Raw genomic sequence first — 24262 nt, 5'->3', positions numbered from 1 at the left:
TTTATTCATTAGTCATGGATAAGCCATATGCTTTTGTTATTTCTAAGGGTGCTTCTCCTCCAGACATATAACTTTTTATGTTATTTATCAGTTCCTGAGTTACATAAGACCGCCTGTCCACTGTTGGTCCTCCCATATGAGGTATGGATATTACATTTTGTAAGGTTCTCAGCTTACTATCTAGGGGTAGTGGTTCCACTTCATATACATCTAGTACTGCCTTAAATCTATTCTTCTCTAATTCTTCTATTAGAGCTTCCTCATCTATAATTCCACCTCTAGCTGTGTTAATTAATAAACCATCTTTTTGAATCATTGAAAGAAGATTTTTATTTATCAGGTGATGAGTTTCTGACCTATAGGATGCATGAATAGAAATTATTTTACAGCTTTGAAATATCTCTTCTAAAGTTGCCTTCTGCACACCATATTCTTTTAGTGTTTCCTCAGAAAGAAAAGGGTCGTAAACTTTTATTTTGCATCTAAAGGGTTCTAACATTTTTACAAGATACTTTGCAATGGCACCAAAGCCAACTAACCCTACTTTCTTATCTAGAAGGCTTTCGTTGAAAAATATATCTTCTCTCCATCTTCCCTCTTTCACTTCATTGTTATAATAAATTAACTCTCTCAAGGAACATAACATATATGCCATAACACCTTCTGCCACGGACTCAGCATAGATATTATTACCACTTAACACCTTTATTCCTTTATCAAATAGAACCTCTGAAGCTATATAAGCTACAGATCCACCTGTATGAGCTAACACTTTTAATTTATCTGCTTTTTCAATGACATACTCATCTAGCTTAGGACATCCCCAACCTGTAATGCAGATATCCTTATCTATAAGTACTTCTCTAAACTCTTCTCTAGTAAACTGCCTTGCCATATTATTCCACGTTATATTACCTAGAGTTTCTAATTCAAGACATACTTCTTTTGTAAAAAAGGTTTTTTGAGTATCCCCTTTTGCCATAGATATCAATATATTCATACTGCTTCATCTCCTGTTAATATAAATTATTCTCTCCAGGATAATACTGAAGGTTTCAAAATAATTGTAAATTCATAAATAATAGAATGTATTATTAAATCACTTGATTACATCTACAAAATATATTTTTAAAGAAAAATCAGCCTAAAATATAAGGCTGATTTTTCTTTACTTGCAGCTATATTTTATATAAAGGGGGTGAAATTTAATAAATCTAGCTGTTTTTATTTAAATTAATTTTTCATAGTGTTTATTAATTTAAAACAAATTTATTTTTTCTTTGTGCTATACCAATCATTAACTTCCTTAGAAGCTTCTGATCCGCCTTCTTTTTTCCATTGTTCCATAAACTTATCAAAGTTTTCTAGTTTCTCTGAGCCTGCAATAGCTTTTACAATATAATCTGTTTCAAGCTTTAATAATTTTTGATTAAATTTAGCATTTACAGGTAGTGGAGGAGCAATAGTTGTTATTTCTTTTTTGGCAATAGGTACTTGACTTTGCATTGCATCAAAGGCAGCAGCAATATGTGGATCTTTTCTTGTTCTAAGTACCCATAGGTCTTCATAAGCTTTTTGATCAGTACTTGTTAAGAACCAGTCTGCATTGTTTCTTTCGTCTGTAAATTTAGGAAGTATTGGATTTAATCTTCCATCTGCTTCTTTTTTCCAGTGAACATTTTCTTCACCTATAGCTAGATTCTTGAACAATTCTGGTTGAACCTTTAAGTCCATGTATTTCATAGCATGCTCTTTATTTTTTGAAACCTTAGGAATAGCTATATACCAGCCTACTCCTGTAGCTTGTAGTAAATTACCTTGCTTACCATCTTTACCTTTTAGTGCAGGTATTAAAGTAACTTTAGATTGTGGAAAGTTCTTTTCTAATCCCTTAGTTACCACTGAGGCAAGTCCCCATCCGTAAGTCATAATAGCAGCCTTACCACTAGTGAATTTCTCTTGGCATTTAGCAGAATTGTTTATAGGCCACTCTTTGTCTATAAGGCCTTCGTTGTAAAGCTTATTCATGAAAGTTATATACTCTTTCATACCTGGGTTTTCTAACCTATTTATTAGCTTTCCATCAGTTTCTTCCCATTGCGTTACCACACCGAAAGCTCCTGATATTTCATATACTATAGGTTCGAACCCTGTTAAAGGAATTATGTTCTTTTTAGTTTTAATCGCTTTAAGCAATTCGTAAAGTTCATCTAATGTTGTAGGTATCTTCATTCCTAACTCGTCTAATATATCTTGTCTTATTGCTAATGAATTAGAGACAAATGGTTTTGGCGCCTTTTCAGGAATACCATATATCTTTCCATTAACCTTAGCGGTTTCAAAAGTTTCTGAACTGTTTACCTTAAGTAAAGTTTTACCGTATTTCTCAAGTAAATCATCTAGCGGTTCAAGTGCTCCTTCATTGGCTAGTTTACTGTATTGTGGACCTGATAATTTAAGAATATCTATTTGCTCTTTATTTGCCATTAAAAGATTAAGCTTATCATTAGGATTTTCCATAGGAAGAATTTCATAGTTAACCTTATAACCTGTCTTTTCTTCTAGCATTGCGGCAACCGGATCCTTATTTGGGTCAAAGTTTCTTTGGAAACCTAACTGTCTAAGTGTTGGCTTCTCTCCATTGTCCTTTGCTGTTTCTGGCTTCTGACAACCAGCAAATATTCCTGCTGTAACAGCAGCAGTCAATATTAATGATATGACTTTTTTCATTTAATACCCTCCTGAAATTTAATATTTATATACTACTTTTCCCATTGACTTCATAAGGCAATGTTGGAAAAGTTATAGTAACAATAGTACCTTTTCCTGGCTCACTTTCATAAGACAAGCCATATTCATTTCCAAAATAAAGTTTTACCCTTTCATTAACATTTTTAATACCATAACCTTTATTTTCAGTTTCACTTAATAATTTTTCTATGGTATCCTTGTCCATACCTACTCCATTGTCTTCTATCTTAAAGATTATTAAACCATTCTCTTCTTTTCCAGTAATCTTAACATAGCCTGTTTTACTTTCTGATTCTTTGATTCCATGAAGAATGGCATTTTCTACTATAGGTTGAAGTATAAGCTTCACCGTAGTATAATCCATGATATCCTCATCCACTTCAATAATTCCTTCTACCTCATTTGAAAACCTCTTCATTTGTATGTCCAAGTACATTTTTACATGGGTTATTTCATCCCTTATGGTAACTATGTCTCGTCCCCCACTTAAACTAAGTCTGAAGAACTTTGCAAGGCTATTTACAATGTACACGATATCATCAGCTCCATATTTCATGGCCATCCAGCATATCATATCTAAAATATTATATAGAAAATGTGGATTTATCTGAGCTTGAAGAGCTCTAAGCTCTGCACTTTTCTTGTTTATCTCAGCTTGATATTTTTCTTCAATAAGAGTTTTTATATTCTCTACCATGCGCTTAAAGTTCTTTTGAAGTACTCCTATTTCATCTGTACTATCAACTACTATGCTTACGTCCCATTGATTATCTTCAATTTTTTTCATATTTTTTATAAGCTGTCTTATTCTTTTAGTAATACTTCCAGAAATCAAGTAAGCTATTATTGCAGCCACAATAGTTATCACCATCATAATAGCAAGCATATATCTTAAAACCTCATCGCTGCTTTGAAGAATTTCATTTACTGGGATTATAGCTACTAAACGCCAATTGGTATTTTCTATCTGCTTGTAATATACTATAGAAGTTTCTTTTCCAAGTTTAAACTTACTATATCCTTCTTTTTCTCCTTTTACTTTGGAATAATATTTTTCACTAGATATATTTTTCCCTAACGGTTCCTTGCCGTCCGAAGAAATTATCATTCCTTCCTCATCCGCTAAAAACACTTTACCTGAGGTGGTTAAGTCCACCTGTTTTACTATTTTATAAATACTATCTTCTAATATATCTACAGAAATTACCCCTAACTGTCTTCCGGAAAAATCTTCGCTATTTATTGTCCTAGCTATGGATATAACATTATGTTTTCCTCTAACATCCTTAAAATCATACACATAAGTAGATCTCCAGGTAATGCTGCCGTTACTTTCTACTGCTTTTTTGTACCAATCTTCATCCTCAATATCTTTAGCATCTAAAATTTTATTTCCTGATTTTGAATATATAGAATTGTTATTAACATACAACCTTACATTAAATACTTCCCTGCTGTTTTGCATGGACAGCAGTATCTCCATAAGTCTGTTGTAATCATCAATCTGTTGTCCCAGAGTATAATCAATTCCTGACTTAGAGATTATACTTTGGATTTCCTTATTCATAAAAATCAAACTAGAAACATCTTTTACATTATTAAGCTTGTAAGAAATGAAATTATTTGCCTGCTCAAATGCTTGTCTAGTTGAATTTATAGTTTGTTTTTCCATTAGCTCTGAAGATTTATTATAGGATAATACAGCCACTGAAGTAATGGCAAAAAATATTATTACTAAATAGGATAGAAGCACTTTATCTCTAATTTTTAAGTTTTTAAATTTATTTGAGATTATTTTATATGGCTTCATTTAATTTATATCCCTATACTCAGAAGGATTTAAACCGGTAATCTTTTTAAATACTCTTGCATAATAATTGGCGTCGTTATAGCCAACTTTATCAGCAATTTCATATAACTTGTATCTTCTATCCCTTAATAATCTTTTAGACTGTTCAATTCTTACCTTGGTAATATAATCATTTACAGTTTCACCAGTTTCCTTCTTATATAGCTTGCACAAATACTGAGGCGTAAGATATACAGCTGAAGCAATGGCATTTATTGAAATATTATTTTGATAATTATCTTGAATATAACTTTCTATATCTCTAATAATAGATTTATCTTTATTAGGATCATAAATTATAATAGTATTTTTGGCTTTGTATCCTTTAGACTTTATGGCTTCCTGTGCTTCTTCATAGGATCTTTTCAATTCTTTTATTGAAGAAACTATACTTCCAAAGGCTCCCTTTACTGATAGCTTCTGCATATTATTTAATGTCATTAAAATTAAATTTCCATAAGAATTTATATTTTTAAAACAATCACTATACTTAAGTGCAAGAAGAAGGATTACTTCATCATCTTTAGAACCGGATATAAAATACATACATTTTTTAATTCCTATTTTATTAACTACATCTAATATTTCTTTATGTTGATTTTTGTTCACTGACTTTAAAATACAACACATGTATTTAGCATTTAAAGGAAAATCTATATTTAAAAGCTCTAATCCTTCTTGAATCTTATATTTATCAATATTTTCACTTTGTAAAATACTTTCTATAAGACTGTTCTTGAAGTATGGAATACTCTTTTCCATTTTCATTTTCATTCTTTGTTCTTCAAGGTACTTCTGTTTTTCTTGCTGCAAAGCTTCTACAGTTCTCTTGAGCAATCCCTGAAACTCTACTAAGTTAAAGGGTTTTTCTATATAATCTACAGCCTTTAACTTTATGGCAGATTTTAAATATTCAGTATCTGAGTACCCACTTAAAAAAATAATTTTACATTGAGGTAGTATGGATTTAATGGCTTTTGCTAATTCTATACCATCCATTTTAGGCATTCTAACATCACAAATGGCAATATCCGGTTGAACTTTCTTACAAAGCTCTAATCCTTCTTGTCCATCAGTCGCTTCTCCTACTATGTCAATGCCCAAATGGCTCCAATCTACAAATTCTATTAAGCCTTTTCTAGTAATCTGTTCATCATCAACGATTATTGCTTTTATCATAGCTTTTTCTCCCTTTCGACAAGTTTCTTATAAATAATGCTTTAATAAGTATATCAAATTATTTATAAAGAAGTCTCTAGAGTTGCTTAGAATAACCTAACCCTTAACAGAACCAATTAGTACACCCTTAACAAAATACTTTTGAAGGAAAGGATAAACGCATATTATTGGTATAGTTGCTGCTACAATGGAAGCTGCTTGCACCGCTTCTGGAGCAGTATTTAGTGCTCCTTCAATATCTGGACTGTAACCTGCCTGTTTTAATACATCTGCTGTAGAAGCTACAAGCTCTTTTAAATAGAGCTGCATAGGTTTAAGTTTTGGATCTGTTATATAAACCATAGCGTGAAAATAGCTGTTCCAATGAGCTACTGCAAAGAATAATGTGATGGTTGCAATAACTGGCTTTGATAATGGTAATATTATCTTTAGAAGTATGGTTAAATTTGAAGCTCCATCTATTTTTGCAGATTCTTCTATACTTTCTGGTAAACTTTCAAAATAGTTTTTCATTATGAGTAGATTAAACACGTTAATCATGGTAGGTAATATTAACACCCATATATTATTTAAAAGATTTAACTTTTGCATTACCAAGTAAGTTGGAATAAGACCTCCATTGAACAACATGGTAAATACGAAGATTATCAATAATCCTTTTCTTCCTCTTAATCTAGTTTTGGAAAGTGGATATGCTGTGATTACCGTTATAATTATTCCAGTAATCGTTCCCAATATTGTAACTATTATAGTTATAAGAAAAGAATTAAGAAAATCTTTGTTTCCTAATACAAATTTATATGTTCCCAACTGAAAATCTACAGGAATCAATGCAACTTTTCCTGATACAACGGCCGCTTCACTACTGAAGGATTTTGCCACAAGGTTTAGGAAAGGAAATAAAGTTGCCATACCTAAAAGTACGAAAAATGTATAATTGAATACTGAGAATACTTTTTCTCCAGTAGAGGTTTTAATGCTGCTTCTTTTACTTTTTGTATTGTTTTTGCTATTTAAACTTAATGCCACTTATAAAGTACCTCCTTTACCAAATACTCTTGTCCAAGAACTTCTTACATAGATAGTTCCCTCCAACTACCAGCATAAAGGATACCACAGAATTAAATAATCCTACCGCTGTTGAGAAACTATAATCTGAAGTTCCAAGACCTACTCTAAATACATAAGTTCCAATAACGTCAGATACGTTATAAACCACTGCATTATACATAACCATAATTTGTTCTGTCCCTGCTTCTAATACTGAACCAAGTCTTAATATAAACATAAGCACTATGGTAGGGGCAATCCCTGGAATGGTTATACTTAATATCTGCTGAAGCTTATTAGCACCATCAATTTTTGCGGCTTCGTACTGTTCTTGTTCTATCCCTGTTATAGCTGCCAAATAAACTATGGTTCCCCATCCAACTTCTTTCCATCCTTCTGTAATAACTAATAGAGGTCTAAACTTGCTAGGTTCCATGAAGAATGCAATGGGTTGCCCCCCAAACTTACTTATTATAGTATTTACTATTCCACCATTAACGGAGAGTAAGTTCATAAATAATCCACTTACTATAACCCAGGATATGAAGTGAGGAAGATATATAACTGTTTGTACACTCTTTTTAAATATTAAATTCTTAATTTCATTTAATAATATCGCCAATATTATAGGCAAAGGGAAGAGAAAGATTATTTTAGATACACTGATTATCAAGGTATTCCTAAATACATTCAAAAATTCTGGTGATGAAAATAGTTTTCTAAAGTTAGCTAATCCTACCCATTCACTTCCTGTAATCCCCGAAAAAATATTGAAATCCTGAAAGGCAATAATTAAACCATACATTGGTGTATATTTAAAAATAAATAACGTTACTAAACCAGGCACCAGTAGTAAATAAAGATCCCAATCTTTCTTTATGTCAATCCATGCCTTATTCTTTTTTTTGGAAGATAATTTTGAAACTTCTAATTCTTTCCTAGAGAGCTGCATTTATTTCATCCTTTCTTCATTCTTTATACTAATTTTATTAAAAATCTGTAAACCTTTAAATATAACAAAATTGCTATAATGGGGAAAATATTAAGCACTTTAGTGAAAAGGAGAATTTTGTAAGCACCCCAGGGGCACTCCCATAAAAAGGGAGCGCCCCTGGGGTGCTCCCAAAATTTGTTAGTTACTTTATATCTCTTAAGAAGTTGGTAACATAGATGAAGGTTTCTTTTATTCTTTGAAGCTCGCTTTCTTTGTTGCGCTTTCTCCAAAGGTTGCAGTAATCTGCTAGCCAATATTCTATCTTTGTGGCAAGGGCCTTGGGCTCCATAACAAGCTCTACTTCTTCAAAGCCGAAACTATATTTCTTTATGGCTAGGAATAAGGCTTCCATAATCACTACACCTTCAGCGGATATTATAAATTCTTCCATGTCTATTCTTCTGTCTAGAGATACGTCCTTAGCAATTTTAATCAATTCTTTTTCAAGTTCTACAGCTTTGTGATAAGCCTTGGTAACTGCTATATGGTCTATGTTTCTTACTCTCTCCATCCATGGAGCTATATACTCTGATTCATGGAGCTCTCTTTCTTTCCAGAAGGTTAAGAAAGACCAATGGAAAGGCTGCTGTCTGGATAATTCTCTTAAAAGCTTCATCATACCTTTGCTATCTTTTCCATACTCTAAGGTGGATATAGCTTCATCTGCTATTTCAATATCTTTTTCTCCCTCTGGATTCCAGGTTAGAGATGCAGCAAAAATCATTCCTGGCATGGAGTTTCCAAATAAATTAACATGGCCAAAATCGCCCCAGTCTGTATTTAAAACTCCTACCGCATTATATTTTTTACCATACTCCACCATCTTGATGATATTTATAAAAGCATTGTCCATTTCATTCATCATTCTATTCCAGCCTGTAACTGATGGACATACATATTGAGGAAGTCCAGATTCAGCTACTGTTCTTGTATCATCTTCTGTTACCCCAGCATGATAACCCCAGTTTAAGCAAGTCACATCTTTTGAAATCTCAGAAAGATATTCAGGATGCTTAAGTATTATATCTCCCCAGAACATTACTTCCTTATCATACTTATACATAGCCTTTATTACTTTATTAAGGAAATCCACATATAATCTGCCGCTGCCTAGCTGTTCTAGCTTATGAGAATTTTTGCCTTTTCCTAAATCAAAGGTCTCATCACAGCATATGTTGAATTTTTTTGAACTAAATAAAGGTACAAATTCAGCCAGCATATCCTCTATAATCTTAATGCTCTCTTCATTGGATACATCTAAAGTATGGTGCCTCATTCTATCCATCCAGGAATAAGGCTTATTCATATCTACTTCTAATTCACATAGATGAGCATAGGATCTTGAGGTTAAGAGCTCGTATAAATGGCCAAAGGTAGAAAGTGAAGGTACAAGCTCCACATGCCTTTTAATGCAGTATTCATCTAATTCCAATATTTCTTCTGCAGTAAGAGGGTCTTTATCCATCCATATTTCGCTTAAATTTTTAAAAGCGAAGGAATGTTCTATATATAGCTCTAAATGATTTATCTTATAAAAAGATGCCCTGTCTACAAGTTCCTTCAAGGTTTCTAAAGTAGGTACTTTCCCCCTGGTTACATCATGATAAAACCCTCTATTTTTAAAGTAAGGCTTGTCCTCTATAATTAATGCTGGTAGCTCCGCAGCATTTTGTCTTATAACCTGACGAAGAGTTTGTACACCGTAGAATAGACCAGCATTGTCGCCTGCACATATCTCTATTCCATCTTCATTGATAATAATTTTGTACCCTTCTTTTTCACCATATATTTCCTGTTTGTTACTGCACCTTTTAAGCAGTATATTATTTAATGGTTTTTCAGCAAAAGCTCTATTAATCAAAATATTAAAGCCAGTAACACTTTCAATTTCTTTTTTCAAAAGTCTAGCAGTTTCCATATCCTTGAAATCACAGCTAGTATTAAGCACTATCTCACAGCGTCTATCTAGGAAGAATGCTCCCTCTTTCATTTCTAATTTAAGTGGATTAGGTAATAAAAACATTTGACACTTCCTTTCATTGTTTATACATGTACTAAAAATTTTCATGTAAACAAAGTTTTATAAATCGATTTCATATAGTACAGTGTTTTACTGCATTTACTATTACAAATATAGTTTCACAAATTTCCTTCATGCTGTGAAGGTATAATATTAATAAAACCTATACAAAATTAACATATTATAAGTTTATGTCTTTTATTTTATAAATTAATTTATTGAATGCTAAAATTGAAAGGATTTTGTTATAGCAAACCTTGAAAGTAATATATCAAAGCTCACACTTTAAAATAATATATCAAGGCTTCCAAATCTTCTTTAATAATTTTCAAAATATGAAAATTCGAGATTTAAAAGCATACTAAAACTTCCAAATGTCTTTATATTTTTAGAAAAAAGAAAGAGACATAAGATTTTATATAGGTAAACTCTTATGCCTCTGAATTCATATTATTGTTCAAAACTAAAGCTAACTAATTTAATCTTTATAAAAGATTACATCTACTGAAGCTATAAGGACAAGAAAACTGTCTATAACTATCTTAATCTTTATAAAAAATTACTTATAAAACTCTTTTAGTTTATCCTCTAAAATTCCCATGAAAATCCCTGAAGTTATCTCTGCAACTGTCCAACCTGATTCAATAGCCCAAGGCCCCCAGCCTACATCTGCAGGAGAACCGAAGTATTCCATATACTCTACATCAAAACCTCTAGCCCATGCCCCATTTATTTTAGCATCACCGCTTTTAATTTGGGTTCCTAGTATAAATTTAATATTTTCTTCCCATAAATTTTTAAAATATTCATCCCCTGTTACAAAGTAAGCTTGCATAAAGCCCATAGGAAGCCAGTTATTGGAGTATAGAAAATCTACTACGGTATCTCCATTTTCTGATAAAAGAGAGCATTCTCCATCTCCTTTAGTATTTCTCATAGTAGCCTTGTAACCTTCATCCCATTCTAGATAAGCGCCTGTGCTATGCTTAAACTGTTGAAGATCCTTAGCCACTTTGTATAACCATTCTTTATGAATTTCTTCTCCCGTTACCCAGTAAAGCCAGCTTAAAGGAAGTATTAACCTACAGTATTCTTCCGTCTGACTTTGCTCTCTTACAGTTTCAGGATAAGCTCCCATGATAGTGGTAAGTCCTTTTATGGCTACGTCTTTATATATATCCACGCCGGTAAGCTTATAGGCAATTAATAATGACGCATGATAATATGCATTATAATGAGCGCTGGCCAGATTACCTGGATTATCTTTAAGCTCATTAATCTTATCTTCATTCAATTCCAGAATATCTGTTCTAAATACCCTTGTCCCGTCAGTGCCAGTGGTTTTTACCATAAAATCTAAGGCTGACTTACATTCTTCTAGGTAATTCTGAGAATTTGTGTACAAGCATTTCAACATATGTCCTATTATAGCTCTAGCCACATCATCCTGATAACATGTCTCCCAGGCTTGTTGTGTCCATCTAATCATACCATTATATGCATTATTATCTTTGACCTGCATGCAATCAAATATGAAACTAGAAAGATTATCAGAAATTTCAAGGCTTTCTTTATTTCCATTCATAATATAATTCATAAAAAATGCTAGTGAAACTTCTCCAGCACAATCTGCTCTTATAAGTTTTGCAAATCTTTGACTTCCGTCACCATATACCTCAGTACCAAAGCCTTCATAAACACCATCTTTACCTTCATTTATTGTAATTCCACATTTTTCAAACCATGTCATCGCATCTTTTGCTGCCTCTTTAAGTTCATCATTAAAAGTATCTGCTTTATTGGACATACCTTTTATTTCATAATAATCTTTAGCAACTTTTGTATCTATCTTTTTATCAGTAACCCATTGTAAAATATATTCCACAAGGCTTCTCATTTTATTTTTAGGAGCAAACCTTGCAGTTATGAAATTTGATAGCCTAAAGCTGCATATCATCAAATTCTCTTTTTCAAACCAAAGTGCTCTATTGCTTATATCTTTTACTACCTCATCCACATAGTCTATTTTTTTATGTGCATGGACATTAACATACTGCAATAACGGCACATTATGCGAGGAAAATTGTTCATGAGGTTTAATTCTCATGCCACACTGATCATCTAAAATATCTCCCACTTCAATGTTATTAATCTTATTATCTTTAGAACAGAAAACTAATCTTTCATATCTTGTACTAAGAGGATTTTCATAATAAACACTAGATATACTGCCGCAATATTCTGCAAAGACTTTCTTACCAGCCTTAAGCTGGTCCTCTACTAGTTTCCTTTCCCTGGCACCTAACATTAGGGGTTCTTCCGAAGTACCTCCTAATATGCATATGGAGTGAAAATCTTCTAGACTGTTTATGTATATCTCTCCTGGCCTAAATACTACTACCTCAATCTTATTATTATTCAATATTTTTAGCATATCGCTATTATTTTCAGTAATTACTGCAATTCTCTTGCTCAAAAATTACACCACCTATAATTATTTTGCCATTATATGGAGTCACCCCAGGGGTAGTTCCATATAATGGATGCCCCCTTGGGGCGCTTACATTTTTTGTCTCCTCCCCTGAGGCAGTTACATTTTCTGTTAATTTCCTGGCACTTGGATGCTTAGATTTTCCTTATAAGATTCCACTAGGGAATTAAAAACTTTTACTGAGGAATAAATGTTTTCTAAAGGGTAGGGCTGCTTTTTTGTTCTTAGCATATTAACAAACCTTTCAAATCCTAACTTGTACACATTTGATATATCTATGTTTCTTACTATTGTTCCTTTTTCTCCTATGATGATTAAATTATATTCCATAAGATCTTCTACAAAGTTTAAGGTTACCTGATAATCTGAATACTTTAATATGGCTGTAACACAATCTTTTGATTTACTAGAAGTAACGGATTTTACATCATATCCAAAGATCTCTAAGGCCATTTCCACTAAGTGCGCACCGTAAAAATATATCCCGCCGTATTCATTTTCAAAGTTTGTGGTAAAACTTATCACTGCGGTTTTTACTTTGCCTATTTCATCCTGACCTTCTACAATGTTCTTTGCCATAAGGATATCCTCAGCATATTTACAAGTAGATCCACCTGTAACCAAGGTTTTATGTTTCTTTGCTACCTCTAATATCTCTCTTGCATCACTATTTTTTATGGTAAAAGGTTTGTCTATCCAAGTAGGTATTCCCGCTTCAATAAATGGTAAAGCGTACTCCTTATGCAAGTCTCCATGTCTAAATACCACCATTACCGCATCTACCTTCCCCATAAATTCTCTAGGGTCTTGGGCTATAAATTCAATTTGTGCATTTTTTGCTACTTCTTCAGTTCTATATTTGTCATGTCCGTATATACCTACTACTCTACAATCTGGAAATGCATATTCTTGAGTATCCTTGTCTTTTAAGTTGCAAAGTTTAGCAAAAATTTCAGCATGGCTATTGTCTGATCCAATAATACCAATTCTAAACATTCAATCACCTCTTATAATTTTCATTTTATATAATATTACATACTTACAAATATTTTATATTTAAGTTATTTATATTATAAGCTTAATTACTTTGCCGTAAAACTAAATATAAAAAACTTATGCCAGATTGCAGTAAACTTATATCAAGTGATTCTTAATTTCAGAGGTCGTTTGCTTAAAAGTTTCAGATTTAACACCATATATTACAAAATAATATATTAAATACTGATAATTTGTAATATGTAAACGTATTTTAATTACTATAGTGAAGAAAATGTTAATTTAGTCTTATATACATTAGCATTTTTCAAGGATATATTAGAATTAGCTATAAGTATGTCTATTCTGAAAAGTTAAAGCAAGATTTAGATAAATAAAGACAAGCTTATCATGGACCAACAAAAGCTTATATGAATAACAGGAGGTTATATTAATGGGAAGAGAACTTCATGCTGATATTGTCATTACCGGCGGAAGCCTTGGGGGAGTGGCAGCAGCTTTATCAGCAGCAAGTGCTGGTAAAAAAGTAATAATGACAGAGGACACGCATTGGATAGGTGGACAACTTACTAATCAAGCTGTTCCTCCAGATGAGCATATGTGGATTGAACAATTTGGTTGTACAGCTAGCTATAGAGAATTAAGGAATAGATTAAGAAATTACTATAAAAACAATTTTCCAGTAACTGAAAAAGCAAGAAGCAATACTTTTTTAAATCCCGGCAATGGCTGGGTAGGTAGAATTTGCCATGAACCAAGAGCAGCTTTAGCCATAATAAATGACATGCTAGCACCTTATGTGCACTCTGGAAGACTTACTATATTAACAAGGTACAAACTTACAGCAGCAGAAACTTCAGGAGATGAAATAACTTCTGTAACAGTAAGGAATCTTGACCATGGAAATGAATATGTACTTACTGCTCCTTACTTTTTAGATGCTACGGAGTGTGGAGATCTTCTTCCTATTTCAGGTACAGAGTATGTAACAGGTTCTGAATCCATATCCCAAACTGGAGAAATGCATGCTTTGCCAGGAGATCCAGACCCTATGGACATGCAGGCTGTTACTTGGTGCTTTGCTATGGATTACATAGAAGGCGAAGATCATACTATAGAAAAACCTAAAGATTACGATTTTTGGAGAGAATATCAGGCTGACTTCTGGCCAGTTAAACATTTAAGCTGGCAGATTTTAAGGCCTGCAACTCTTGATGTAAGAGATATGGTACTTTTCCCTTCTAATACCATGGACTCACTATGGGGATATAGACAAATATTAGATAAGGATAATTTTCTGCCAGGTACCTTTGATAGTAGCGTAACCTTAGTTAACTGGCCTCAAAACGATTACTGGTTAGGACCTATCTTCGATGTTAGCGAAGAAGAAGCAAAACGTCACTTAGAGGGAGCAAGACAGGTAAGTCTTTCATTACTTTATTGGATGCAGACTGAAGCTCCTACCCGTGATGGAAAGATCGGATACCCTGGTCTAAGGCTTAGAGGTGATATTGTAGGTACAGAAGACGGACTAGCTATGCAACCTTATATAAGGGAATCCAGAAGGATCAAGGCAGAGTTTACAGTTTTAGAACAACACGTGGGTACAGAAATGAGAAATGGTAAAGCCGCAGAAGAGTTTAAAGATAGCGTGGGAATAGGTGCTTATAGAATTGACCTTCATCCAAGTACAGGAAATAGAAATTATGTAGATATATCATCACTTCCTTTCCAAATACCTTTAGGAAGTTTAATACCTGTAAGGATGAACAACCTTCTTGCAGCCTGCAAAAATATAGGAACAACTCATATCACCAACGGATGTTACAGGCTTCATCCCGTGGAGTGGAATATAGGAGAAACAGCAGGGTATGCTGCAGCCTACTGTTTAAATAATAATATTTCTCCAAGAGAATTAAGAAATACCGATAAACATCTTTCAGCATTCCAATTACAACTAAGACAGCAAGGATTTGAATTGGAGTGGCCACAGGTTGTAAAACAATAGAAGTATAATTAAATTAAATGTAAATAAATGTTACCGCCTCTGGGGTGATTCCTTTTTATGGAATCACCCCAGGGGCGGTAATATTTATTGGTAAACATATCATTGTTCTAGTTTAAATCTTAATAAAGGAGTGCTTGTACATCAAGTGATTACTAGCTTCATATGGACTTACTTAAAAGGAATATACTCTCCAGCTGAAGCTTAGCGCTCATTATCCCATCACTTGAAGAAGTGGAGGATTAGGAACAGTTAACTATCGGATAAATAATGCCACAACTTCAAAATAATTCTATTGTATTAAAGTACATTATGAAAAAATTCCTTTAACATATCCCCATAAAATCTTGCTCCCTTTTCGTTTAAGTGGACACCATCTTCTTCTGAGGAATTTTCTAAGGTGATCAAAATAGAAGAAAGATCTAGATTTTTACTTTTTTCATGAATATCTATTACTGGAATCTTTAGCTCACTTGCCAAATCTCTAAGTACCTCACAGTAATTATCTAGTTGGTTAAGAGCTCCCCCTACGTTTCTATACCATTTTTCTGGATGTCTTCCATAGTAGTAACTAGCACCCTCACCCATATTTCCATTACCAGCACATCCTTCTATGAACCTATGAGGTATTACAAGTATAGGAGATGCACCTTGTTCTCTTACCAACCTAATGATGTTGAGAATGTTATTTCTATATCCTTCTAAGGAAACTCTAGCATCATTTCTATTAACCATAAAATGATCATTCATGCCAAAATTAATAATTACGTAATCTGGTTTATGGATTAATACATCATTATAAATTCTTTCTAGTCCTTGAGAGGAAGTATTTCCGCAAACTCCAGCATTTATTACTTCACACCCTAGCTCCTTAGACAATATATTTGTCCACTTATCTTCTTCCCTGGTAATTCCATACCCAAAAGTAAGGCTATCACCAAAAGCAACTATTTTAGCTTCTCTATTATCTTTTTCACATTCTTTATGTAAATCCTTAACCAATTCTTCTTCTAAATTAATATTATTGCCTTTTATATAGTATTCACCTAAGTTGTTTTCTTTTAGCTTTACACTAGGATTATTGCGTTCTCCATGAGAGACAGATTTCCGCATAAATCATTTTCTCCTTATAGGTAGTGTTATTATATATGTTTATAGTAATTAAGTCATTATTCTTCTTTTTTTAGTTTTTCCTCAATATCCTCTAGAACTTTATTCTGCCACAGCATCATAATAAACGCACTAACAGAAAAAACAAAGAATACGATTACTGAAGAAACATTAATTATCAAGGCTCCTACCACAATCATTATTAGCAAATTAGCCACCGTAAAGAATATCTTCTTTATAGAGTACATAACTGAAAGTATAAATATATCTTTGGTTTTAAGATAAAATCTTGAAAGTATCGGAAATATAAATGTACTTAAGGCTATGATATATATAAACAAAAAATAAAATATATATGATAGTAAGGATAAGGAGCTATTTCTAAAATAAATAGTATCAATATAAAGTACATTCAAGATTAGCACTTGCAAAGCGCCTATAAACATAGATTGCATAAAATTAGTTTTATATGCCTTAAAAAAATCTTTAAAAGCATCTATGTCCTTTTGCCTAACAAGTTTTCCCATAGTGCTAAATAAAGCAGCCGCTGCCGGCGCTGTAAACAAAAGTCCTATAGATAGTCCAATTTGTATCATACCTGTAGAAAATGCGGGATATAAAATCACAAATATTATCAATGGTAAATTTGTAATAACAAAACAAAAATTGCTTATTAAAAACCACCATAAATAATTAGAAAACTTATAAAATCCCCTTTCAGTAAAATCTTTTTCTTCCATAATTCCCCCCTATGTTTATTCTTAAGTTTTAGTAGTAATTATTTACTTTAATTGATTATTTTTATATTAACATTATATCATTAGTTAATATTTTTTCTACCCCTGGGGCGCCTACATAAAATGTAAGTGCCCCAGGGGTAGAACCATTTTATTCCATTATATAATATACAAAACTCTAAGATACCTCCATAGCTTTTTCCACAAAGTATCTATACCTCTCCTTTTTCTTTTCAGCTTTCTCCTCCTCTGGGAAGTATCCTAATATCATGGATGTATCAACAATATTTTCTTCTTCATTTCCTATATACATATTATAGGAAGAGAATTTGTATTGCTGAGGAAGCTTTACAATCTTTGCTCTTACAGGATTCAAATGAATATATCTACTTACCTCCATAAGCTGACCTACATCCATAATAACCTCGGAGTAATATCGTCCTTGATACAAATGTCCTGTAGAGTCATACTTACTATTAAAATACATGGCATACATGGAATGTAGCCGTCTTATGAACCCTCCAATTTCTTTCTTACCTGCCCTTACTAAAATGTGCACATGGTTTTTCATAAGACAATAACTAATTACCTCATAACTACAATCTTCATAATAATTTAAGCATTCTTTCATCATTCTTAGATACATATTAAAATCAGCTATAGATTTAAATATATCCTCCTGGTGGTTACCCCTAGCGGTAATATGGTACATGCATCCTGGAAACCACACTCTTCTTTTCGTAGGCATATAATCACTCCTCATAAAAATCTTTTATTATGATTATTGCCCACTTACAAAAAATGTAACCGCCCCTGGGGTGCTTCCACAAAAAAGGAAGCACCCCAGGGGTAGTGTTAATATTTCCCATAGACATCTTTTAATAATTTTAAAATTTAATTATTCTTTTTCAAAGACTTTTCTCTATACAATGTTACAAATCCTGCAAATATTAATAAGGCTGCAATAAAAATAATAGGCTTAGAACTTGGAAAGCTACCAGTTTTAGCTAACTTATTACCATAGTTATTTTCATGGGTTTTGTCATTATCTAACTTATTATTACTTTCAGGATGGTTTTTACTTGCTTCATCCTTAGGATTAGTTGGATCATTAAGATTATTTTCATTACTATTATCCGAAGTTTGTCCATCTTCTCCATCACCAGGTTTTTTGTCATCTTCTAAAGCTTGAGCTAATATTTTACCAGTGGAGTTTTTAGGAGCATCAATGCTTAGCAGCTTAGCCATAGTTGGTGCAAAATCTATATTATACATTTTATCTTTATAATTGTATCCCTGCTTTATTCCATTACCCCACATTAATGAGAATATATGCTGGGAGGTTTCATCTAAAGAATCATGCTGCCCTCTTGCTATATAGTCACTATAAATAGGCACTCCATCAACTATCCTAGGTGTTTTAAAGCTATATGGTGGTTTTGGAGAAATTATAATATCTGCAAAGTCTGCTCTGGAACCTCTCTCTATAATCTCTTGGTTTTTCATTATGGTGCCCACATATGCTTCATCTTTAAATGCTGAAACTATATTTTCAACCTCTTCAGCAGTAAACTTATTTCTAAAAGTCAACTGGGCTTGCAAGCCTACTGAAACCACTACTAAATCTGTATCGTCCTTTGCACTTTGGCCTGATAAAAGAGCTTCTGGCTTGTATCCCATAGATTGAAGCTTAGCCAAAACCTCTGGAAGTTTTGATTTTGAATATTCATCTGCCTTAGCACCTTGTTGTCCATAAGGAGACATACCATGATCTGTAGTTAAAATAAAGGACATGTTATCATAAATTCCTCTATTCTTACAGGCTTCAATAAATTCTCCCAGCTTTGTGTCCATTTCTCCTAGTCTTGCCTTTACGAGATTTTTTCTTTCTACTTCTGAACCAGCTACTTCGTTGCCGTAAGCGCCTTTTTCATTATGACCAATACCATCTAGATCATCCATATATAAGGCCATAAATTTTGGAATATCTATAATTTCAATGGAGGATATACCACTTTGAACTGGCTCCCCATTTATAAGTTTAATAGCTTCATCAAATCTAACTGAATAATCTGAAGGGTCTGGGACTTGTATATAAGCCTTATCCACATCCCCAAAGGCTGTTCCTCTATCCTGCAACGCAAATTGATGTACTGATGCCACCTTAAGGCCTTGTCTTACCGCTGCTTCTGCAATGGTTTCAGCTTCGTTTTCTCTTGAATATTGGACCACTAAATTCTTATCTTTATCATAGTATCTATATGAGTTGCCTGTCCCTTGAGAATAGGTTCCAGATACTATAGCTGCCTGCATTGCATTGGTTATAGATGGTATACCTGTAGAGGCATTTTCAAAATACACTCCTTTCTTTATCAAACTATCTAGAATAGGAGTTTTTCCTTCTGAACTGGCTTCATCAAAGTAATATTTTGCAAATCCATCCCAATTAATATAAACTACATATTTGTCTTCAGGAACTACCCTTACAATTCTTAACGTTTTAGAGGATTTTACTCCCATAATATCTGCTTCAATAATAATATTGTTAATACCCTTATTTAGTTTTATATCTTTATTAAAGGTGTTGTCTACTGAAAGCATAGTATCTTCTCCATTTATGCTTATCTTAGCCGCCTTATCCAATTTTCCATAAAGTTTTATGGCTTCAGTTTTAACTACATCCTTATCTCTATGGCTTACTATATCAATGTTCACTGGAGTATAATAATATAAATTTATATTTCTTTCCTTTATAATATCTCCAGTACTAGCTTTAATACCTATAGCATTTTTCCCGGAATTAAGATTATATTCCATGTTAAAATTACCTTCTTCATCTGCTTTAGCATAATTTCCCATAATTTCCATATTTGCTTTGGGCCATGCTTTTCCACTAATATTTACTAATGAAGTAGAAAAGACTTCACTTTCCTTAACAGAAGTTATCTCTGGTTCACTAGCCTTGTATACTATATATTCCTTTTTAGATACAAGTCCATTTAATTCAGCCTCTATTTGAATAACATTTTTTCCGTTAGTAAGATTTATCACCTGGGTAAAATTATAGTTATCTAAGGCTACAGGTGCATTATTTACAGTAATCTTTATATTAGGATCACTATTTATTTCACCTTTTACAGTAATACTGGTTTTGTCTGTTAGTTTATAACCTAAAGTTTCATCAAAAATTCCTTGTATATCAACATTTTTATAAAGTGATACAAATTTAATATCCTCATTATATTCTTTAATATTTCCTGCTTGGTCGCTAACCCTAACCTTTAATGTACAATCTTTATTAACTTTAAAAGGCTCCTTATAATTTATAAACCCTTCTCCTAAATCATATTCTGTAACAACATATTTATTATCTTGAGAGTTAATAGTAACCTTTACTTCACTAGTATACAATCCTTCTGAATTCTTAGAACCTTCTAGAAATATATTAGCTATAGGAGGCTGAAAATCAAATATGTCAAGCTTCTTTCCTTCGTTATTAGCTGGATTAGTTATTCCTAGGATTTCTGCTATACTAGGTACAATATCAACTAAATTTGACTGAGGCACATTCTTACCTTTAATTATGCCTTTTCCAGAAAATATACATAACTGACTCATATCCTCTAAGTTATCTGTTCTTACCGTATTTAAACCTGCCTGAGAAAAGGTGTATTCCTCCTTTGGATTTAACAGATAATCTGCGAAAATAGAGGGTGCAGATACTATTTTAGGGTCTATAATTTCTTTAATTTCATTCTTCATTGCTTCATTATTTCTTAAATAATCTAAAACTTTAATTTTATCCTCTTGGGAAGCCTTATTGGTAAAGTACAATTGACCATATTTCATAACATAGTTTTTTATTATAACTACCTTAGAATCTGATGATACAGTTCCAAAAGTAGTAGTAACTCCAGTAGCGTTACTGATATTGGAAGCCATAACATCACCATTTATCTTCTTTTCTATTGCATATATAGAAGATAGAGAATTTAGTATAATAATCGTATCTTCATATTTGCCTTGAGACTTAAGTTCTGCTATTAACTCCCCAATTAAACTATCTAATTCTTTAAGCTTATCTCCAGAAGCCTTTTTTATAGCATCATAATTGTTTGCTCCACCATTCCAAAGCTGCATTTTTATATCATTAGAATATGATAAAATATATCTTGGCATTTCATCATTTCTAATAGCTACTTTCAAATCTTCCATTTCTTCAGCAAGACTTACTAACTTGTCCCCTCGTTTAGCAACGGACTTATTATCCTTATACTCTATAAGCTTATGATTAGGATCTGAAACACTTACACCTCTTCCTTCTATTCCTAAAGTCGCCACAGACATACCTAATGCCATAGTCTTAACCAAAGGATAATTACGTTGTATATTTTCTAGATATGTTTCACCTTTTAATGCATAAGTTTCACTTGTGGAAGAGATTATCTTATTAGTACTCTTATCGTAGTACCTGTAAAAAAACTCATTAGCCTCAGGATAAGCTCCAGTAAGCACGGCAGCCTGAGCTCCTCCATATGAAGGAATGGTAGTTTTCATGTCTTCAATCTTGGTACCGTTTACAATAAGGTCATTTATATTAGGAAAATCGTATCCTTCCTTAATTAAATCATCATAAAGTTTGTTAGATATTCCATCTAAAATAATATGTACAACATTCTTATTATTTTCTCCAGCAGCTTTTACTGGAGTTTTATCAATGTTAAAGGTTATAAGCGATACAGTCATAATAAAGGATAATAGAACACTCAAATATTTTTTATACCTCATAGCAAATCTCCTTTTACCTTTTTTTAGGAATCGCCCCTGGGGTGCTTACAATAACTGTAAGCACCCCAGGGGGAGTTCCATTATTTGTTAGTACCCCAGGGGGAGTTCCACTTTTTTACTGTTAATGCCAGATTCATAGATAGCATTGATTATTTGTTGTGTGATTAGTCCGTCTTCTCCCGAGACCTCAACTAGGTCGTTAAATTTTTTAGGGTCATTAGAATTATTCTTTTGTAGACTTTGGTATATGCTTTCTATTTCAGTATAATGGCAATATCCCCAATATTTTTTCACATTACCACCGTAGTCAATTTTATCTTCTTCTTGAAGTAAAATGCTTGTCTTTCTTCCATCTATATAGTCAATTACTCCTTCATCTCCAATGATTTTGGCTATGCCTTTTTCACAGTGAATGGTAATATCTATAGGAAGATCGCAGGTAAAGTAGTTCATGGTGTAAAAACTTAGGGTAAAGTTATCTTCAAACTCTACAATACCTTCAGATATATCTTCAATATCAAATTTCTTATGTTTTCTGTTAAATATGTTGGCTTGTACAGAAAGAGGTTTTTTATCAGTTATATATCTTACTAAATCTAAAGAATGTATGGCTTGATCTATAACTACCCCACCGCCTTCTTTTTCCCAGGTTCCTTTCCAGTCACTTTTCCCATAATAGTCATCACTTCTACTCCAAGTCACTATGACTCTAGCAGCTAAAGGTTTACCTAAAGAACCCTTAGTAATCTCATTTCTTATAAATCTAACAGCTTTGTTAAATCTATTTTGAAACATAATAGAGAGAGACACATTATTTTCTTTACAGCAGTTCACCATATCCACTGCATCCTCATATTTTATGGCCATAGGTTTTTCCGTTATTACGTGAATACCAAGCTTTGCAGCAAAGACAGCCATTTCATGATGAAGATAATGAGGGGTACATATATGCACCACTTCTGGCCTTTCCTTTAAAAGCATATCTTTATAATCTAAATAATGTTTACAATTGTATTGCAGAGCTGTGCTTAAAGCTCTATCCTCTTTTATATCACATACCGCTATAAGTTCTGCTTCTTTTAACATTTTTATAGATACTAGATGAAGAGGAGATATTCTTCCACACCCAATTAATGCAGTTTTAAGCATAGCTATCAACTCCTAACTTAAATATGATTAACTGCTACTTTTGAATACTATTCCAAAGTGTAGAGCATATTGGAAATACCCTTAAATATTATTAACTGTTACTTTTGAATCCTAAATCCATCACTCCACTGTTCTAGAATCTCATCTTAAATATGATTAACTGTTACTTTTGAATTGCTTTCTTTTGACTTATAAGCTGCTACAGCTACTTCCATGGCTCTAGCTCCATCCAAGCCTGTTACCGCAGGCTCATCTCCAGTTTCTACAACTCTTATAAATTCTTTTACCAAGCCTTCATCACCGTCACTGCCCCAGATAACATCTTCAATAGTATTATTAGAAGCATCAAAGACTCTCATGTTCTGTCTAAAGCCCTCAACTTCTATAACCCCTTTAGTACCTACTATTTCCATATATACTTCTGGCCAAATGGTATAATTCTTATGGTGTCCCCAACTGCAATCTATGGTTCCAAAAACACCATTCTCAAACTCTACGGTAACTATTCCGCAATCGTCTATGCCTTTATTGTGGATAAGTTCTCCACCCTGACAATATACAGAACTGTATTTGCTCCCAGTAAACCATCGCATAAGGTCTGCTATATGAACTGTATGATCCATTATAGCTCCTCCCCCTGCAAGTTCTTTTGATAAGAACCAGCCAGAAGGAATCTTGCCGTGATTAATTCCTGTTATGCTCAATATATCACCGATATCTCCGTTATCTACAGCCTCTTTGGCTTTAATTATCCCTTCATTAAATCTCATGGGAAATGCAGTCATTATTTTTACATTATTCTTCTCTGCAGCTTCCAACATAAGATTGGCATCTTCAAAATTAGTGGCAAAAGGCTTTTCTACTAATATATGCTTTCCAGCATTAGCAGCATCTACAGCCACCTTGGCATGAAGTTTATTACAGGTACAGATTATTACACCTTGTACATCAGTTTTTAGTAATTCCTTATAATCCTTGTAATACCTTGTGTTAAATCTAGCTGACATCTCTGAGCCTCTAAACTCATTATCATCAGCAATTCCCACTAGTTCTACGTTTGGGGTATTTATAAGCCCTTGAGTATAACTTAAGGCGTGCATATGTTCAAAACTAATAACCCCAATTTTCACTTTTTTCATAGCT

16 protein-coding genes are annotated in these 24262 nt (G+C 33.0%); 1 reads left to right on the top strand and 15 read right to left on the bottom strand.

The window, feature by feature from the left end; translation table 11 throughout:
• Window position 1 precedes the first annotated feature (1 nt).
• The 9 genes from BUA82_RS08215 to BUA82_RS08175 all read right to left on the bottom strand — a co-directional run bounded on the left by BUA82_RS08215 (window position 2) and on the right by BUA82_RS08175 (window position 13330).
• Window positions 2-1000, bottom strand: coding sequence for a hydroxyacid dehydrogenase (locus tag BUA82_RS08215; protein WP_073006514.1), 999 nt, complete (start codon window positions 998-1000; stop codon window positions 2-4).
• Between the two features lie 269 nt (window positions 1001-1269).
• Window positions 1270-2730 carry an extracellular solute-binding protein gene (locus BUA82_RS08210; RefSeq protein ID WP_073006512.1) on the bottom strand — a complete coding sequence of 487 codons (1461 nt, stop codon included), beginning with the start codon at window positions 2728-2730 and terminating at the stop codon, window positions 1270-1272.
• 25 nt (window positions 2731-2755) lie between these two features.
• Window positions 2756-4561, bottom strand: a complete 1806-nt coding sequence (locus tag BUA82_RS08205; RefSeq protein ID WP_073006510.1) for a cache domain-containing sensor histidine kinase — start codon at window positions 4559-4561, stop codon at window positions 2756-2758.
• A complete protein-coding gene (locus tag BUA82_RS08200) occupies window positions 4562-5779 on the bottom strand; it encodes a response regulator (RefSeq protein WP_073006507.1) in 1218 nt (405 codons plus the stop codon).
• A gap of 96 nt (window positions 5780-5875) precedes the next feature.
• Window positions 5876-6808, bottom strand: coding sequence for a carbohydrate ABC transporter permease (locus tag BUA82_RS08195; protein ID WP_073006505.1), 933 nt, complete (start codon window positions 6806-6808; stop codon window positions 5876-5878).
• A 16-nt stretch (window positions 6809-6824) separates the two neighbouring features.
• Window positions 6825-7781, bottom strand: a complete 957-nt coding sequence (locus BUA82_RS08190; RefSeq protein WP_073006503.1) for an ABC transporter permease — start codon at window positions 7779-7781, stop codon at window positions 6825-6827.
• 184 nt (window positions 7782-7965) lie between these two features.
• Complete coding sequence (locus BUA82_RS08185) at window positions 7966-9846, bottom strand: glycoside hydrolase family 20 zincin-like fold domain-containing protein (protein WP_073006501.1); 1881 nt, start codon at window positions 9844-9846, stop codon at window positions 7966-7968.
• A gap of 556 nt (window positions 9847-10402) precedes the next feature.
• Window positions 10403-12319, bottom strand: a complete 1917-nt coding sequence (locus BUA82_RS08180; protein ID WP_083599848.1) for a hypothetical protein — start codon at window positions 12317-12319, stop codon at window positions 10403-10405.
• Between the two features lie 126 nt (window positions 12320-12445).
• On the bottom strand, window positions 12446-13330 hold the full coding sequence (locus BUA82_RS08175) for a Gfo/Idh/MocA family protein (RefSeq protein WP_073006499.1): 885 nt from the start codon (window positions 13328-13330) through the stop codon (window positions 12446-12448).
• Window positions 13331-13763: 433 nt separating this feature from the next.
• Here BUA82_RS08175 and BUA82_RS08170 point away from each other — a divergent pair, with 433 nt between their 5' ends.
• Window positions 13764-15338 (top strand): FAD-dependent oxidoreductase, encoded by a 1575-nt coding sequence (locus BUA82_RS08170; RefSeq protein ID WP_073006496.1) that lies wholly within the window; start codon window positions 13764-13766, stop codon window positions 15336-15338.
• 297 nt (window positions 15339-15635) lie between these two features.
• Here BUA82_RS08170 and BUA82_RS08165 read toward each other — a convergent pair whose 3' ends face one another.
• The 6 genes from BUA82_RS08165 to BUA82_RS08140 all read right to left on the bottom strand — a co-directional run bounded on the left by BUA82_RS08165 (window position 15636) and on the right by BUA82_RS08140 (window position 24258).
• On the bottom strand, window positions 15636-16448 hold the full coding sequence (locus BUA82_RS08165) for an SGNH/GDSL hydrolase family protein (RefSeq protein ID WP_073006494.1): 813 nt from the start codon (window positions 16446-16448) through the stop codon (window positions 15636-15638).
• Between the two features lie 56 nt (window positions 16449-16504).
• Complete coding sequence (locus tag BUA82_RS08160; protein WP_083599847.1) at window positions 16505-17185, bottom strand: YesL family protein; 681 nt, start codon at window positions 17183-17185, stop codon at window positions 16505-16507.
• Window positions 17186-17360: 175 nt separating this feature from the next.
• Window positions 17361-17930, bottom strand: a complete 570-nt coding sequence (locus tag BUA82_RS08155; protein WP_073006489.1) for a transposase — start codon at window positions 17928-17930, stop codon at window positions 17361-17363.
• Between the two features lie 146 nt (window positions 17931-18076).
• Entirely contained in the window at window positions 18077-21970 is a 3894-nt protein-coding gene (locus BUA82_RS08150) for an alkaline phosphatase family protein (protein ID WP_073006487.1), read from the bottom strand.
• 87 nt (window positions 21971-22057) lie between these two features.
• Window positions 22058-23119, bottom strand: a complete 1062-nt coding sequence (locus BUA82_RS08145; RefSeq protein ID WP_073006485.1) for a Gfo/Idh/MocA family protein — start codon at window positions 23117-23119, stop codon at window positions 22058-22060.
• A gap of 146 nt (window positions 23120-23265) precedes the next feature.
• Window positions 23266-24258: a Gfo/Idh/MocA family protein gene (locus BUA82_RS08140; protein ID WP_083599846.1), complete on the bottom strand. Its 993-nt coding sequence runs from the start codon at window positions 24256-24258 to the stop codon at window positions 23266-23268.
• Window positions 24259-24262: the final 4 nt, after the last annotated feature.

This window comes from Clostridium amylolyticum (assembly GCF_900142075.1).
GTDB classification, from domain to species: Bacteria; Bacillota; Clostridia; order Clostridiales; family Clostridiaceae; genus Clostridium_AA; species Clostridium_AA amylolyticum.
The sequence above is the reverse complement of the archived record's forward strand: the minus strand, read 5'-3'. Positions and strand labels throughout refer to the sequence as shown.